Raw genomic sequence first — 16,239 nt, 5'->3', positions numbered from 1 at the left:
TCCCGAGCGATGCCCCCCGTCACCGCTCTGGCACTGCGTCACGCATACCTGGCCAGTTCGCTCTTCGACCCCAAGGCAACGACCCGGAGTTCTGTCACCGGCTCCCGGCCGACGAGACGGGTCAGATCGGGGTCAGGCGGCTGACCGGAACATCTGGGCGACTTCCTCAGCCAACGGCTGGAGGACGCAGTCGTAAGACGTGGAAGAAACCGTGTCCACAGGCGCATGACCTCCTGGTTGAACATGACTTCATAGCCAGTACCCCGAACAAGTTGTGGCTGACCAACACCACCGAGCACACCACCGATGAGGGCAAGTTCTACCTCTGCGCGGAGCTCAGACGCGGCTCCAACCGGGCCGATCGACGCTCAAGCCCAAGGCCCATTCCCCGATCGAGGTAAACAAGACTGCAGGGAGTCCCTGCAGGACGCGCAGGGAGCGGGGTAAGGCGTTCAAGAATCCATGACACGTCTGGCATCTCACCTTCCCGCCGGAGCGTCATGACCGCTGTGGCGCGCCAGACACCAAACCCCGACCCGATTCGCCGGACCTAGTCGTCGGCCGGAACCAGCCCATCGAACGTGTCTCGCGGTCGTTCATGGTCACAGCGGCTGGACGTCACCGGCTGGGACCCAGGCGAGCCACGCAGGCCATCCCGTCGCGCTCTGGCGGACACAGACGTAGCCGCGCACGGTACTGACCGCCTCGAGCACGAGAGATTCGATGGTTCCGCCATAGGTGCGTGTCGTGACCAGCACCGGGCGAGGTGGATCGAGGCCCTTCTGGTGGCTGAACTCACCGCAGTTGACGACGAGCATCGAATAGTCGGGCGTCAGGGGTCGCTCCATGCCGTCCACACTGGCACGAGCAACTGACAACCCGAGCCCACGTGCCCTCCGGAACCGGGCCGCTCCCCGGTGTCCCGTGCCCATCGGCATACCTCCAGGCATGAGCACTGCCCACGTCACCGAGACCTCCCAGATCGCGCCAACGCTCGATGAACTTGCGGTCTCGTCTCCCCTACCCGGCGGGTTGCCATGGTGATGACCCTGCACCGCCTGTCCTCCGGCGCTGGTTACCAGTACCTGCTCAAGCACACAGCGGCCGGGGACTGCGACCGTGCCGGCGTCGCGCCGTTGACGGACTACTACACCGAGTCCGGCAATCCGCCCGGGCGCTGGCTCGGGAAAGGACTTCTCGGAGTGGACCTATCCTCAGATGCTCTGGTGACCGAGGCGACGATGGCGAACCTGTTCGGCGCCGGGCGCCACCCCCTCACCGGTCAGCCCCTCGGCATGGCGTACTACGTCTACGCCCCACCCGCCGAGCGCATCGCCGCCCAAGCCGCGAGCCTTCCCGCAGAGCTGGGCGCAGCTGAGCGGGAGGCTGCGGTCGCGACGATCACCCGGGTGGAACTTGCCCGCAACCGCCCGACGGCGGTGGCGGGGTTCGACCTGACGTTCACCCCGACCAAGTCCGTCTCCACCCTGTGGGCGGTGGCTGACCCGGGTACACAGCAGGCGATCTTGGATGCTCACCGGGCCGCCGTTCGGGACACGCTCGACTTCGCCGAAGAGACCGCCCTGTTCACCCGGACTGGTGCGCGCGGGTGCATGCAGGTCCCCGTCCGCGGGATGCTCGCCACCGCGTTCGACCACTGGGATTCCCGCGCCGGTGACCCCAACCTGCACACCCACGTCGTCATCGCGAACAAGGTCCAGGCATTGGATGGCCGGTGGCGGTCCCTGGATTCGCGGGCTTTGCATCATGCGGTGGTGGCGTTGTCGGAGATCTACGACGACCACCTCGCCGACCACCTCAGCGCCGCTGCCCCTGTCACCTGGAGCTGGCGCGACCTGGGACCGCGCCGCTCCCCCGGATTCGAGCTCGATGGCGTCGACGATGCCTTGATGCGGGAGTTCTCTACCCGCACCACCCAGATCGACGAAGCCATGACCGCGACCCTGGCCGAGTTCCACGCCTCCCACGGCCGCGCACCCAACCCGGTGGAGATCACGAGGCTGCGCCAGCAGGTCACCCGCGCCACCCGCCCCGCCAAACACGTCCACCCCATCGCCGAGCTGTTCGCCCGCTGGCGCACCCGTGCCACCCGTTGCACCGGCCGCACCCCCGAGCAGCTCACCGCCGCCGCTCTCGCCCGGTCCCAGACGCGTCCGGTGACGGCGGCGATGGTGGGGCCCGACGTCGTCGCCCACCTCGCGGATCAGGTGATTGGTGAGGTGATGGCTCGGAGGTCGACGTGGACGAGGTGGAACCTGCTCGCCGAGGCCGCCCGCCTCACCCGCGGCCTACGCATGGCCACCCCTGTTGAGCGACGGAAGGTCTTGGACCGGGTCAGCGACCAGGCGTTGGCCCGATGCGTGAACCTGGAAGCGCCTCAGCTGTTCACCGTGCCACCGGACTATCAGCGCCCCGACGGCACGAGCCTGTTCGACCGCCCCGGGGAGGCCAAGTTCACCGACGAACGCATCCTCGCCGCCGAACACCGCCTCCTGAACGCCACCACCGACACCTCCGCCCCCAAGGTCACCCCCGCCGCTGCGACCTTGGCCACAGAGCTGCCGGTGACCCGCGCTGGCGGTGTGCCGGTGCGCTTGACCGCTGATCAGGTGGCCGCGACCATCACGGTGACCACGTCCGGCCGGCGCTTGGAAGCGCTCGTCGGGCCGGCGGGGACGGGGAAGACCACGACGCTGGCCGCGATCAAGACCGCCTGGGAACGCGACTACGGACGTGGATCCGTCCGCGGCCTCGCCCCCTCCGCAGCCGCCGCCGGCGAACTGTCCAAGGCGCTGGGCATCGCGTGTGAGAACACCGCGAAATGGCTCTATGAGACCACCGGAGGCGGTGCCGCCAGGAGGGCTGCCCTGCTCGAGACGCTCGGGGCCAAGCGCACGGCTGCGGCCGGGGACCGGATCCGTCAGGCCACCATCGACACTGCCGCCGCCAGCCTGCAGGCCGAGGCCGCCCGGTGGGCGCTGCGCCGCGGTGAGCTGCTCATCATCGACGAAGCGTCGCTGGCCGGGACGCTCACGCTCGACGCCATCACTATTCAAGCGGCCGCGGCCGGTGCGAAGGTGCTGCTGGTGGGCGACCACGCCCAGCTGTGCGCGATCGACGCCGGGGGTGCGTTCAACCTCATCGCCGACCGCACCCACCCCGCCACGCTGTCGTCCCTGTGGCGGTTCACCCACCCCTGGGAAGCGGCCGCGACCCTCCAGCTGCGTACCGGCCAGGCGACCGTCATCGACACCTACACCGACCACGACCGGATCAGTGCCGGCCCACCCGAAGTCATGCTCGAAGAGGCCTACACCGCCTGGGCCCACGACACCGCCGAAGGGCGGTCGGCGATCCTCATCGCCCCCGACTCCCACACCGTCACCGCCCTCAACCACCGCGCCCACAACGACCTCGTCACCGACGGCACCGTCGCCCCCGACGGCATCACCACCACCACCGGGACCGTCATCGCCCGCGGCGACCGGATCCTCACCCGCGCCAACGACCGGCGCCTTCGCTTCACCGGACGACACGTCCGCAACGGCGACCTCTGGACCGTCACCGCCACCCACGACGACGGCTCCCTCACCGTCACCCCGGTCACCGACCCCAGTGCCACGGCTACCCAGGGCGGCCAGGCACTTCGCCTGCCAGCCGCCTATGTCGCCGAGCACGTCGACCTCGGCTACGCCACCACCACCCACCGCGCCCAAGGCATCACCACCGACCACGCCCACGTCCTGGCCGCCGCCGGCATGACCCGGGAGAACCTCTACGTCGCCATGACTCGAGGACGCGAGACCAACCACGCCTACGTCGCCACCGACGGCGTCGACCCCGACTGCGACCACCTCCCAAACCCGCCATCCCCCGCCGCAGGCACTGCGATCCTCGAGCAGATCCTGGCCACCAGCGGCGCGGAGCTCTCCGCCACCCAGACCATCACCGCCAACCACAACGCCGCCGAGTCCCTCACCCACCTCGAACCCATCCGCCAAGCCCTCCTGACCGACGCCGGCCACCGGCACTGGGACAGAACCCTGGCCGCCACACAGCTCGAGCCCGGGGTCGTCGACGCGATCATGGCTTCCCCGAACCGTGACGCGCTCTACACGGCCCTCAACCGCGGCACCGCCCACGGCTACGCGATGGACACGGTCATCGCCTCCGTCCTTGTGCCGGAACCTGAGGCCGTTGGTACCTGGATCCAGGCGCCCGACGCTGCAGCCGGGTTGGCCACTCGTCTCACCGAATGGCTCGCCACCCACACCGAAGACCCCTACAGCGCTCCGACGTCCGTCGACGGGCTGATCGACCCGGCCGACCCAGCCGACCCGATCATCGACGAGCTCGAAGGCCTGATCCGGACCCGCGTCGTCACCCTCGCCGACCTCGCCATCGCCACCCGCCCCTCATGGACCCACGCGCACGGCCCCGAACCAGACGACGCCGATGCTCACGGTGGTTGGCGAGCTGAGATCGAAGCCCACGCGGCCCGCATCGACTACACCCAAGGCCCCACCCACGCACCGCGACCGGCACCATCGCCGGTCATCGAGATATAGACGAAGGAGCGACGGCCATGAGCCCCCGGCGAGCCGAGTACGAACCCGAAGACCTCGACGACGACCCCTTCTTTCCACCACCGGTCTGGTCCCCGCCCCTTGGACCCTCGGGGCCCGTGCTGTGGTCGGCTCACCTCCCCCAGCACGCCCGGCTCCTTCTCGAAGACCTCGAACCCTGGGTCGACTGGCTCGCCGATCATTACGCCCTCGACCACCGGATCATCCCGCCCTGCTGGGCACAGCACTGGGAACTCATCGAAGAACTCTCAGCCCTACACACCGCCTGGCAGGACGCCTACGCCGAAACGTCCCACGGCGACGCACCCCTGACCTGGCACGAACGCTTCACCCCCGCACGACAGCGACTCACCGACTGGGTCGCCCGAACAGGCTGCCGGGCCACCGAGCACCGACAGCAGAGCTGAGGTCCGACCAGCCGCATTCGGATGGTCAGAGACTCGAGGAATCACAGTGCTGCCAGGGTCCCAGGTCGACGCCCCCGACACCTAAGGTGGTCGATCTGACCTGACGACGATCCGACGACAAGAACACCGCTGACCAACCTTCACGGGATGCTGGCAGGAGAGGGCTACGAGGTACCCGTCCGAATCGTGCTAAGACGACAACGCAGTCTCAAGAAGCCAGACTCAAGCGATGATGTCGACCGAGGCCGCCTCGCATATCCCGCCGGCGCCCGGCCCTTCCCCGCCATCCCGCCGGGAGATCGCCGGGTTGCGCGATCGACTGAGCCGCACTCACAGTCGCTCGACGTCGACCTCAACCAGCCACGCCCCGAGCGTGATCCGACCGCGGCTCGGCGCCGGCAAATTGCACCAGGACGAACGGGGCGAAGTCCCGTGCCCGACGGTGGCCACAACGACGCCGGCCTTCGTCTCCCCGCCGTCATGTTCCCACACGACGAGAGCTCACCCCGGGGACGGAGATCGCGAGGTCGTGCTGGGCGGTGCGCTCGGGCACACCTCGGCCGTTGAGGTCACGAGCCCCGAGGAGGGCTAGACGGTATGAGGGTAGGTGGCTGGGGCCTCGTTCCCACCCGTCAAATCACCCGCTCGTGCCATCCCGGATCGTGCAGCATCGGAGTCAGCTGTGGCAGTCTTCCTCCGTGGACGAACCTCAGATCGACGACGCAACGCCCGCCCCACGGAGCCGTCTGCGGGTGCGCATATGGCGTAGCGGCATCACTCACTGGGTGGCAGTCCTGATCGGCTTCGCCGTCATCGACCTGGCTGGTCGAGTGGCGATCGCCTATCTCACATCCGATCCAGCAAGTGAGGGCATCCGGTCCTTCGCCAAGAGCCCCGGTATGGGAGGGGTGTCAGCGGTGTTCGCCGCGAGCATCGCGTTTGCTGCAGTCCACTACCAGGTTAGGCACCATAGGACGGTGGCGCGGGCGGAAGAATGGTGGAAGTCCTTCGAGTGGGCAACCGACCGCGCTCTCCCCATGGACACCACCATGGCCCACATGCCACGCGAATGGTCACTGGAACTGCTCTCGCCGATGGGACAAGAAGCCACGAGTGACTTCCAGGGCAGAGCAGCCGCAGGAGTCGCCAGCAGGCTCATTGAGTTGATATTTGCAGAGACGGAAGAACCTGCAACGAATGCGAGCGAGGCAGCCGAGAGGCCGATCAGCGCACCTGGGGGGCCGATGAGCCAGGCTGAGGTGGATAGCGCCCATGCCGCCTACCTCCAAAACGAGCTCCAAGAGGCCACAAATATCGAGGCGTCAAATTTCTATAGCACTTCCCACACTTTGAGGGAGCCTACCCTGGAGCAGCGAGAGAGCATGAAGCGGTACGTCAATGCCACTCGAGACACCTCAGCCCGATCGCCCAGCGCCGAGAGGGCGGTGGCCGCGTCTGAAGCGCGCGCGGCCCTACGGTCGATCGTGGAAGGAACTGGACTGTGGATGCAACTCGGGGGGAGCCCCATGGGCACGATCTGGGCCGAGTTCAGAAGCAGCACGGGCGCGGCCCTGGTAGTCACGGGACGACCCACGCACGCTGCGCTCAGGCCCTGGAAAGAGCGGCTGAAGGATCCAAGCAACCCGCCCGCAGTCATCTACGTGGGAACTGTCGAATCGGCAGCAATAGAATGGGAAAAGGCCGGTTTCCGTGTCGAGCAGGTACCGGTGTCCGAGTGGAATGAGGAAGCTCGATACCGAGTCAGGCGGGCGGTTCGAGCGCAGATCGGCAAGTCGAACTCGACGGCCTCGCTCCTGCCCTGGACCGAACCGCACCGCGGCTGACAGCCACGGTCCTCGACTGCCCTAAGGTAGCGCGGCTCCCTCAAGCGCTACTCCCGACGTCGGGTGTCCTGTGGGTAGAGCCACGTCTCGCGCCTCGCGCGCCGTCCGTCGTCGAGGGTGACGCGGGTGAGCCCGTGGGCATTCTCCAACGCCCTGGCCTCTAGACCAGACGCGCGGGGACGGGGACGTCGAGGGCCCGCCGTGGGTCCTCGGGGAGGGGCGACGCCGTCGCGTTGGTTGACGTCCTCCACCAAGGCTCGTCAGGGAGATCACTGAGCGGACACGGCCATGGACGACCAGCTCTGCGCCCTGCGACTCGCCACAGCCCATACTCACGCAGGCGCGGCCTTCGGTCCCGGCGACCATCAGCGCGCACCGGCCGGTGCCACGGTGCCCTCTTCACATCGCCCGACGCAGCGAGACGTCAAGGCCTGGATCAGCCTGCGCTGGACCGCGCGGAGCACCCCCTCAATATCGAGTGACGACCGTCGCAGCAGGGCAGGTTCCAGCGACAACGTGCAGGCCTAGCAGACCGCCGCGGCGCAGCTGCCAGAAGGCTCACAGGTGCGTGTGCTCCTGGACGCGCTGGCTCGTGCCTTGCCCGGAGGGTCGGCGCAGCTCTGCTGGAACACGACCGCCAAGTGACACCGAATGAGGCCATAGACATGCTGGTGATGAGCCAGCCCCATCTTCGGAGCCTCATGGACGCCGGGACACTCGCCTTCACGGGTGTGGGCTCGCATCGCCGCTTCGCCGGGCAACAGACAAGTTCGTCGTCGAGGCCAGGACGGTTGCGGATTAGTCCGACGCGCGCGTCCTTTCCAGGGCGGCACCGATGTGGCGGAGTTCGACGGCCTCTGAGCAGCGGGAAGACGCTGCCCATGCAGCGTGCGTCGGGGACCAAATACGGCGAGGGCGAGGGGCTGGGACGCCTCGCACGCCGCACACGGGCAGTTCGCACGTGGCGTCGAAGCGGGGCACGAACCACGTCGAGTAGCGACTGTTGGCAGCTGACTCGGCTGGGCTGCTACGCCGGCTCTCCGCTTTCCTACTGATATTTCATAGCACTTGGCATGCGCGGCCGCTGCGCTCGGACGCAGGCTTGACAACAGTTCGCGAGATCTGAATCTACGAATACGCGCGCGAGGCCTGGACGACGGCGTACACGCCCGAGATCTGGGTCGCCGTCGACACGGGGATCTGCGTCAGATGGATCAACCCGCGCGTTAGGACGGTCACCTCGACGTATCCGGCCACGGCCATGGTCTGGGACATCATCACCGGGATCGCGAGGATCCAACCGATGAAAGGTATGCAGAGCAGGAGCAGTCCGAGGATGACGCTGCTGGTGGGCAGGTACGTGTAGGTCCAGGTCCGGTCGACCACGATCCACTGGGCGCCTTGGAGTGGTGCGGTGCCGTTGGGGGTGACGATCCAGCCGTTGATGATGCCGATGTCGCCGAGGACCGCGTCGTAGGGGTAGCTCTGGATGGTGTCCATGCCCTGATGCTCACCCCGCACCGGTCGTGACCGAAGGCCAAAAACTGAGTTCTGTGGATGAGTTGGCGCTTCCGCGACGTGTGGAAAGTGAACTAAAGCCGTCGCCGGAGCCGCGCACGGAGTCACCGCTGGCGGCCGACTCTCGCTCCCCTCGCCGCCTCGAGGTGCGTCGCGCGCGTGGGTGAGAGGTGGCGATCGACTCTCCATCGACTTCGGCCCTCGGCGTCGAGAAAGCCATCGAAGAGGCGTCCCGATCAACGTGGCGGCCACTCGCGGGAAGCAACCGGGCCCCCGTCAAACGCTTCACACTGCAGCGGATGTCGCGCGCACGGAGCCACTCGCGACTACGCGTGGCGTCACCTACGTCATTCGGTCTCAACTGAGGCCACGAACGATCTCACGTCATCGATTTGCAGTGCCACATACTCGCCCGAACCCTGCTGAGAAAGTCTCAAAACCGTAGGTGAGACCGCATCCTCTGGCAACTGCGCGTAAATGTCCTCTAGTCCGTCAGCAGATTCACCTTGCCCTTCTGACCAAAGGTGATCAATAATCGACCCCCCTGCCATACGACGGCTGCAATATAGCACATTGCCTACGACCTCGGGATCCGCTTCTGGTAACGCTTCAAATACTCTCAACCAGAGGATTGCGTCATCAACCTCTACGAGCGCTGCACACAGAAGGAGACCAAAACGAAGGTCACTGTTCGTTTCTGGAGCGTCTGCCAATGACATTAGGGCAGGACCGCACAAGGCGTCGATCGAGAGTATCGTTTGCAGCTCTTCGTACGAAAGACCTGGCACCCAGTCTGCGGCTTCGGGACGACGCACTTGCGCTCGGATGTCAGTCGCGGTAACAAGTGCGGATAGGGCAATTTTCTTCAACGACCATTCACTATCCCCTAGCTCAATACCAGCCTGTTGAAACTCATTCAAAGCACTCTCGTATTCACCATCAAATAGAAGCGAATCCGCTAAGAGAGAACGGCAATTGAGTTCACCGAGTTTGACCGCCTTGCCATAGGCATCAACTGCCGACCGAAATTGACCGGAGAAGAAGTACGCCGCGCCGAGATCGCGCCACCAGTAACTCCGTTCGAAGTAGCCGGAATCCATCGATCCAGCTTGGAGCAATAGATCTACCGCTAGCCCGGGCTGAGACTGTCGTGCAGAATTCCCGGAATTGTAATAGAAAGTCGCCGCATCATAACTACTACCTTCACCATCGTCCCGAATCGCCCATTCGTGCATCTTGGCCGCCACGGCAGCACGCTCTTCCGCCGAACTAGATTCTCCTAGCATCAGCGCCCCGACTGTCGCTCGCCAGCCAGCGTGGCGTCTACCTCGGTCTAGCATCCTCAAAGCCACCGGGAATTTCCCTGCATCTTTGAGAACTGTCATAGCAATCAATAGTGCCGAAGAGAGGCCAATCATTGTATCGTCCGCCGCGGATGACACCAACTCCGCACCTTCGCCCCCCATGCCCATGCGCCAAAGCTGAATGCCCGCAAGTAGGACTGCATCGGCTGCGAGAACTTCATCAATCGCGATGTCGCCATCTAGATCGTTAGCAACCCCAGTGTAGTGGAAATATGATGAACGAGCCCCGGTGCCTGCAGCAATGATCGCATCATCGACGACTGATATCTTCAACTCAAGGAGTGTTGACGGTCCCGTTAGCTGGAGTATTTTCGGGAGTTCCCTTGCGCGGCGGCGTACAGCCTGGACAACATTCCCTGCGCTTACCGAGCCGATTGAACCTCGCCCCGAACAACTAAAGGCGATGGGAAACACCGACCTTCCAGTACTCATTGCATATACAGCACGCGCAACCCGCTCTATTTGTGACCACGAATCCGGGCCAAGCCGGTCCGCTTCATCAAATGAAACGGTAAGTGATTTCGCCGTGTCTTTTGATGCATAGTCATCGATATCATTCGCGAACTTTACCCACGCTTGGCCGGTCTCAGCTTCCCAGAAGTAGAGCACTACTGGGAACGCTTGATCATGCCAATAGTGCAGCGTGCTGAGCTTAATTGCCCGCTTCGCCTTGCCTTGCACTTTCTCGGCGCTCTTGAGTTGTACCCCAAAGGTAATGCCAGTCGCCTGGTCATTGTCGAAGACGTTCACGAACACATCGATGCCATAGTCATGTGTTGAACGACTTGCGGTCCAATTTTCTGGAATAGAGCCTAGGAAGGCGGCGAAAGAGCGTTCTTCTAGTACGTGCGCGCGCCCACGCTGGGGGCGCCGGTACTCTGCTTCACGTCTGGAAGTTGCCATACCTGATCGTAGTGGTTCAGGCAGGTCTCTCAAGGCATAAGGCTTGACGAATACGCTCGCGCGTTGCGGGAGGCGTGGCTGCGCTGTATGCAGGAGCTCACGCCCGGGTGAAGTCCGGGCCTCAAGTCCGCCAAGTAGCGCATGACATATTTCGATCGCGCTCTCAATCTATCTAGCCCGATGTCAGTTCTTACCGGTCACCGACGGCCGATGTTCGCCTTCTGTGGATGAACTGTTGCTTCGGCGACGTGTGGATGGTGAGTTGAAGTCGTCACCGGTGTCACCGACAGAGTCACTGCCTGCGCCCGCTCCCCCACGCTCGATGCCGCCTCGAGGCCTGCCACGATCCCTCGGGCGACGGTTAGAACCTGCGTGGCGCTCTCGCGGAGCATCTGGGCGTCGCCGCCGGCCCACCCTGCGACGTAAGGCACCGTGTACCCCGTGGTGTCCATCCCTGCGCCGGTGGCCACGAGGTAGGCAATCGACTCCGCCTCGACCTCGGCGCGGCCCCGGCACAAGGCGTCCTGGTGGTAGTCGAGGAGGCGGTGTTCGTGGTCGGCGCGGATGTGGCCGAGCTCGTGGGCGAGGGTCCTGACCGCTTGGGCGGGCGCGACGTCGGCGCGGACCCTGACAGTCCGGGTGGCGAAGCTCGTAGAACCGTTGGCGCCAGCGCAGTCACCGCGTTCGAGCCGGCACCCGGCATCGCCAGTGAGGCCGGCGAGCGTGTTCCAAAGGTGGGCCGGTGCCGCTCCCTGGAGCAGGGAAGGTATGACGTCGGGCAGGGGTTTGCCGTCGGTCTGGGACAGGTCGAAGACGTGCACGATCCGGAACCCGGCCAGAACCCTGCGGGGACCCTGGTCGGTGTCCCCAGGGCCAAGTCCATCAGCGCCCACCCCACCCGAGTCCCGCACAGACGTCGGTGGTGCGTTCTCGGCCGGGGTGGTGCGGGGCCCGTAGGTGCACGGGGCGAGGATGGCGATGCCCTTCTCACCTTTGACCACGTGCCGCCCGAGTTGGTTCCAGGTCCGTAGACCGGCGACGCGGGTCGCCTCGGGTCGTTGGGCGTTGATCAGCAGGACGTTGGACGGTGAGTAGGTGGGGAACCGCGCCGCGGTGCGCAGCATCTGCATCCACGCATCCGAGGATGCCAGTTCCTCGACCGCTGACATGAGCTGGGCGTGCAAGGCTGTGAGCTTATCCTCGGCAGATGGACCGTCCCGTCTCGTGCCGGTCCCCGGAGCCATAGCCGGTTCACGTCCCTGAGGGTGCCGGGTGGCCGGTTCCGGCTGCCAGGACGGCGCCCTTGCACAGGGGGTCCGACCATCCCAGGTACCCGTCTCCGCTGAGGTATCCGGCGTTGATCTGGGCGAAGCTGACCAGGTAAACGCCGCCGTGGTTGCCGGTGGCGGAGTCGAAGATTTCGTTGGCGATGACCATGATCTTGGCCGGGTCACAGCCCGGGTCGGTTTGGACGACCATGGAGACGTGCCCGTAGGGTTGCCCGGTGTTCCAGTACACGAAGGACCCGAGCGGTGGGCATACGTCTCCGTGGCGAGCGTTGCCGACGGCGACCATCGCGTCCCACTCGGCCTTCGCGGAGGTGTACCCGGCGGATTCGTACCCGTAGGCCCGGCAGGCCAGGCGCGCGCAGAGCTGGGCCCAGCCGGAGGGCACGCCGACGTAGGACATGGCGGTGCGCACGGCCTGTTCGACGTCGTGCGGTGTGCCAGGTGGGACAGTGACCTGCCCGGTGGTCCCCAGCGTCGGCATGCACCCGAGACCATACACCGGGGCGCCCGTTGCCGGCGCTGACGGCGCAGGGGCGGCCGGAACCGAGGCCTCGGTTCCTGGTGTCACCCAGACGTCGTCCCCGAGCGAGTAGGACTCCTGAGTCGCCGCCGGGCTCGGCGCCGCACCCTGGCCCTGCTCAGGGGTGACCTCAGCTTGAGCCCCAGGTGCGGCGTCGTCGCTCCACTGGGTGACCCGGAAGTTGACGGTCGTGATGAACTTCGCGGTGACCTCGGGGATGGCGGGGTAGGTCTCCAGACGCGACTCCCCTGCGTTGTGAGCGATGATCAGCGCATCCAGGACCGGGATGGCCGACGACGCCCAGTCCGGATGAGCCACTCGGATCGTGCGGACCCCCTCCAGGCGGGAGCACAAATACCGGCCACCGGTGGCTGCAGCGATGTCGCCTTCCTTGACGTCCCAGGTGCCGTTGTTGTTGAGGTCCGCTGACCAGGGGTGGCCGTAGGCGGTGGTCCAGATGGAGTTGTTCATCTGGAACAAACCCCAGGTGCCGCCGTTGGAGTCGACGGCGTAGGCCTCGGGGTTGAAGCCGGACTCCTGCATCATCACTGCGGCGATCCACGCCTCGGGCAGGTCCGGGCACGCCGCCTTAGTCGCCGCGACCCATGCCCGTGCCTGCGCCGGAACCGGGGCGGATGCCGACAGAGGTCCCCCGGCGGACGTTTCGATGCACGCCAGCGCGGATCCCATCGTCCCGGCCGTGGCAAGCAGCGCGATCAGTGGGAAGGCCAGTACCCCCATGCCCAGTGCGCCGAGGATCGCGATCAGCTTGCCCATGAGGTGTCCCCCAGGTCCGTCAGCCCCGGCACCGGTAGATCGGTCGCCGCGGGTGCGGGTGGTGTGTGCCCGACGGCGGCGGCCGCGGTGGCCTTCTCCACCGCCTTCTGCCCGGCGATCAGCTCGCGGGCATCGGGCCGCGACGGCCAGGGCATGAGGTCGATGACGGCGGGCTTGGTCTGCCGCAGTAACAGGACCCCGGTGCCGAAGGGCAGGGTGCGCAGCACCGCCGGGGGCATGACCGGCACCATCCGTAATGAGGTGGAGGTGGACCGTTCCCCTGCGCTGCCTCGTGAGCGGGTCTCGGTGACTTCGTCGATCTCCCCGAGGAGCCGGGAGACGTCGTCGAGGTCGCGGTACTTCGCCAGGCCGCCCAGGACGATCTTGACGGTGGCGGAGTCCCAGATGGCGTCTGCGGCGTGCTCACCCCACCGGTGGCGAGCCTGGGCCAGGGACTGCAGCACCGCGAGCGTGGTGATCCCGGTGCCGCCGCCCTCGGCCATGAGCTGGGGCAGCGACGGCAAGGGCGTGAGGTTCGCGATCTCATCCAGGGCCAGCAGCAGCGGTGGGTCGAGGCGTGCCCCGGGTGAGCGGGCGGCGACGACGCGGGCGGTCTCGGTGATGTCTTCCACGAACGCCGCGACCAGCGGCGCGCACGACGCCGATGTCGCCGCGGCGGCGAGCAAGTACAAGGTTCCCGACTCGCGTAGGAAGACTGTGGGGTCGAAGCCGTCGTCGGCGGCCGGGTCGACGGCCTCGAGCACGTCCGGGTCGGCCAGCGCGGCCAGGGATTGGCGGACGCCGAGCCAGACGGAGTCTCGGGTGCGGGGGTCGGAGTGGATGGCGGCCTCGAGGGCGTCGGCCCAGCCGTCAGCGGCGCGGGGGTCGCGGTTGAGGATGGTCACGGCGTCTTCGGCCAGGACGGGATTGAGGGACCAGCGGTAGACGTCGACGGCGCGCCGCCCGTCCAGGGCAGCGGCGTGCAGCAGGCACCGCAAGGCGGTTTCGGTCTGCCCGGACCAGAAGTCCGAGTCAGAGACGCTCTTGCCGAACCCGGCCCCGGCCGCCAGTCCCCGGGCGCGCACCAGCGCGGTGCGCGGCGTCTCGCACCCACGCACCGGTGACCACCGCAACCCACCCGGCAGGCCGGCCAGGCGTTGGGGGTCGAAGATCGCCACCGGTCCCCGGCGCCCGCGGGCACCCATGGTGACCGCGAGCGTGTCGGGGCGGGTCGAGGTCGCCACGACCGCACCGGGTGCATCGAGCACCCAGGGGATGACCACATGCAGGCCCTTACCCATCCGGGGCGGGCCGACCAGGAGGGCCGAATCCTCCAGGGAGCACCACAGCTCACGCCCGTGCATCCGCCCCAGCCGGTATCCGACGTCAGTGGCCTGGGGGTGGTCGGTCGCGGAGGGGCGCACGACGGGCGCGCGGCGCAGCAGCGCGCGCTTGCCGGCGGCGTCCTGCATCTGCGCCGGGGTGGCTTGCCCAGGCAGGGACCGGATCAAGTCCGCTGGGCGGCCGGTGCCGGTCATGGCCCGGTACCCGCGCACTGCGAGTAGCGCGAGGGCGGCGACTGCCGCGATGACGACGGCGGTCACCAGCCAGTAGGCGACCGGGCCGGGCAGGTCTTGGGTGGGTCCCCACGCCTGCCCCGGTGCGCCAGGATCGGCGAGGGCGGTGATGGCAGCCAGCACCCCGCCGTCGGGCACCACGCGCCCGGTGACCAGGCACGAGGCCGCTGCCCCCAGCCACAAGACCGCACCGAGCACGAACAACCCCATCAGGGCGCCGAGCCCGAGGTTGGTGAGGTCGTACCCGGCCCCGCTCGCCCCGCGGGCCCGCTGCCGGGACGGGCGCCGGGCGGTCATCGGGACATCACCGCCGCACTGGCGCGACCCGCCGCGGCGTCAAGGGCCAGGGTGGGGACGAGGGCAAGGTGACGGTCACCGGCATCCAGGCGTTCGTGCGGCAGCGCGGTGGTGACTCGGCGCAGGGTTGTGGTGAAGGCGCGCCCGACGCGGATCACCTCCCCGACGTCGAGGATTGGGTTGCTGGCCTGGGTGCGGATGTGGAAGGTCGCGTTCTCGGCGATGCGGCGCAGCTGATCCCCGGCGACGTTCGCCGCCAGGCGGTCGGGGGCTTCCCCGTGCAGGCGCACCTCCTCCACCGCCGCGCGCACCACCGTCAGGTCCACGGGTTCCTGAGAGATGTGCACCAGCGCCTGGGTCTCCCACATCACGGTCACCGGGTCCACGCGGGTGCCGGTGCGGGTCAGGTCGAGCATCGCGGTGAACTGGGCCCGGCACGCCAGGTCGGTGAGGTTGGGCGGCGTCAACCATGCAGCCACACCGCTGATCGCACTGGGGTGGAGCATGAGGGACGCCATCAGGCGGCGTTCGTTCACCCGTTCGGCGCCGACGTCGCGCCGGGGCCCGGCGGTCACGTGGCGGTCGGCGCGTAGGAACCGGGCGGGGTCCTGCGCCAGGGCGCGCAACCGCACCGGCCCCAATCCCGGCGTTGAGGTGCGGCCGCGGGATCGGTCCCAGCGTTCCTGCACGGTGTCCAGGGCGGCGTCGACCAGGTCGCAGGTGCCGGTCATGGTGCGCGACTCCCCCGCCTGGGCGGCCCCGAGCGCGCCGGCTTCCAGGAGCACCCCTTGCAGGCCGAGTTCTCGGCGCATCCCGGTCTCGGCGATGCGGCGGGTGTAGGTGAGGGTGTCGGGGCGCTCGGGGGTGGCGTCGAGGACCTCGTGGATCCTGGGCAGGTCGGCCAGGCGCGGCTGGATCCGCTCTGCCAACGCGACGCCCAGGGCTTGGGGGGCGGTGGGGTGTCCGGCGCGGTGGAGCTCGAGCAGGGTCTTGAAGACTTCGCCGTGCCAGGGGTCGGCGAAGTCCGTGGCCCGCAGCCACCGGCTCACCTGGGTGAGGTGGTCGCCGTCGAGCATGAGCGCCCCGAGGGTGGCGCGTTCCGTGTAGGCGATGATGTCGTCTTGGAGCTGCATGCC

10 protein-coding genes are annotated in these 16,239 nt (G+C 67.1%); 3 read left to right on the top strand and 7 right to left on the bottom strand.

The genetic code is table 11. From position 1 onward, the window contains the following. Nucleotides 1-602: 602 nt before the first annotated feature. The gene (locus tag ACWA15_RS09300) at nucleotides 603-848 is read right to left on the bottom strand and encodes a hypothetical protein (protein ID WP_464054777.1); all 246 of its coding nucleotides are present in this window, start codon (nucleotides 846-848) and stop codon (nucleotides 603-605) included. A gap of 195 nt (nucleotides 849-1,043) precedes the next feature. Between ACWA15_RS09300 and mobF the strand changes: the two genes are divergently transcribed. The 3 genes from mobF (at nucleotide 1,044) to ACWA15_RS09285 (ending at nucleotide 6,858) form a co-directional block, all read left to right on the top strand. Beyond that, a complete protein-coding gene (mobF, locus tag ACWA15_RS09295) occupies nucleotides 1,044-4,589 on the top strand; it encodes a MobF family relaxase (RefSeq protein ID WP_464054776.1) in 3,546 nt (1,181 codons plus the stop codon). A gap of 17 nt (nucleotides 4,590-4,606) precedes the next feature. Beyond that, nucleotides 4,607-5,014, top strand: coding sequence for a hypothetical protein (locus tag ACWA15_RS09290; protein ID WP_464054775.1), 408 nt, complete (start codon nucleotides 4,607-4,609; stop codon nucleotides 5,012-5,014). A 698-nt stretch (nucleotides 5,015-5,712) separates the two neighbouring features. Beyond that, nucleotides 5,713-6,858 (top strand): hypothetical protein, encoded by a 1,146-nt coding sequence (locus ACWA15_RS09285; RefSeq protein WP_464059353.1) that lies wholly within the window; start codon nucleotides 5,713-5,715, stop codon nucleotides 6,856-6,858. A gap of 1,128 nt (nucleotides 6,859-7,986) precedes the next feature. Here the strand turns inward: ACWA15_RS09285 and ACWA15_RS09280 are convergent. The 6 genes from ACWA15_RS09280 to ACWA15_RS09255 all read right to left on the bottom strand — a co-directional run bounded on the left by ACWA15_RS09280 (nucleotide 7,987) and on the right by ACWA15_RS09255 (nucleotide 16,236). Beyond that, entirely contained in the window at nucleotides 7,987-8,358 is a 372-nt protein-coding gene (locus tag ACWA15_RS09280; RefSeq protein ID WP_464059352.1) for a hypothetical protein, read from the bottom strand. 365 nt (nucleotides 8,359-8,723) lie between these two features. After that, a complete protein-coding gene (locus ACWA15_RS09275; protein ID WP_464059351.1) occupies nucleotides 8,724-10,643 on the bottom strand; it encodes a DUF4365 domain-containing protein in 1,920 nt (639 codons plus the stop codon). A 197-nt stretch (nucleotides 10,644-10,840) separates the two neighbouring features. Further along, nucleotides 10,841-11,773, bottom strand: a complete 933-nt coding sequence (locus tag ACWA15_RS09270) for an ArdC-like ssDNA-binding domain-containing protein (protein ID WP_464059350.1) — start codon at nucleotides 11,771-11,773, stop codon at nucleotides 10,841-10,843. A 121-nt stretch (nucleotides 11,774-11,894) separates the two neighbouring features. Then, nucleotides 11,895-13,229, bottom strand: coding sequence for a transglycosylase SLT domain-containing protein (locus ACWA15_RS09265; protein ID WP_464059349.1), 1,335 nt, complete (start codon nucleotides 13,227-13,229; stop codon nucleotides 11,895-11,897). Next, the gene (locus ACWA15_RS09260) at nucleotides 13,217-15,103 is read right to left on the bottom strand and encodes a type IV secretory system conjugative DNA transfer family protein (RefSeq protein WP_464059348.1); all 1,887 of its coding nucleotides are present in this window, start codon (nucleotides 15,101-15,103) and stop codon (nucleotides 13,217-13,219) included. Before ACWA15_RS09260 ends, ACWA15_RS09265 begins: the two co-directional genes overlap by 13 nt. Beyond that, nucleotides 15,100-16,236, bottom strand: a complete 1,137-nt coding sequence (locus tag ACWA15_RS09255) for a DnaB-like helicase N-terminal domain-containing protein (protein WP_464059346.1) — start codon at nucleotides 16,234-16,236, stop codon at nucleotides 15,100-15,102. Before ACWA15_RS09255 ends, ACWA15_RS09260 begins: the two co-directional genes overlap by 4 nt. Between the last annotated feature and the right edge of the window lie 3 nt (nucleotides 16,237-16,239).

The sequence above is a fragment of the Sanguibacter sp. TS_SC_8 genome, from assembly GCF_055361235.1.
This window is presented reverse-complemented; position numbering and strand designations above follow the sequence as displayed.

Coding starts and splice junctions, on each gene's coding strand:
- ACWA15_RS09300 (WP_464054777.1), bottom strand. CDS start 848: ATGGAGCGACCCCTGACGCCCGACTATTCGATGCTCGTCGTCAACTGC.
- mobF (WP_464054776.1), top strand. CDS start 1,044: ATGACCCTGCACCGCCTGTCCTCCGGCGCTGGTTACCAGTACCTGCTC.
- ACWA15_RS09290 (WP_464054775.1), top strand. CDS start 4,607: ATGAGCCCCCGGCGAGCCGAGTACGAACCCGAAGACCTCGACGACGAC.
- ACWA15_RS09280 (WP_464059352.1), bottom strand. CDS start 8,358: ATGGACACCATCCAGAGCTACCCCTACGACGCGGTCCTCGGCGACATC.
- ACWA15_RS09275 (WP_464059351.1), bottom strand. CDS start 10,643: ATGGCAACTTCCAGACGTGAAGCAGAGTACCGGCGCCCCCAGCGTGGG.
- ACWA15_RS09270 (WP_464059350.1), bottom strand. CDS start 11,773: ATGCAGATGCTGCGCACCGCGGCGCGGTTCCCCACCTACTCACCGTCC.
- ACWA15_RS09265 (WP_464059349.1), bottom strand. CDS start 13,229: ATGGGCAAGCTGATCGCGATCCTCGGCGCACTGGGCATGGGGGTACTG.
- ACWA15_RS09260 (WP_464059348.1), bottom strand. CDS start 15,103: ATGACCGCCCGGCGCCCGTCCCGGCAGCGGGCCCGCGGGGCGAGCGGG.
- ACWA15_RS09255 (WP_464059346.1), bottom strand. CDS start 16,236: ATGCAGCTCCAAGACGACATCATCGCCTACACGGAACGCGCCACCCTC.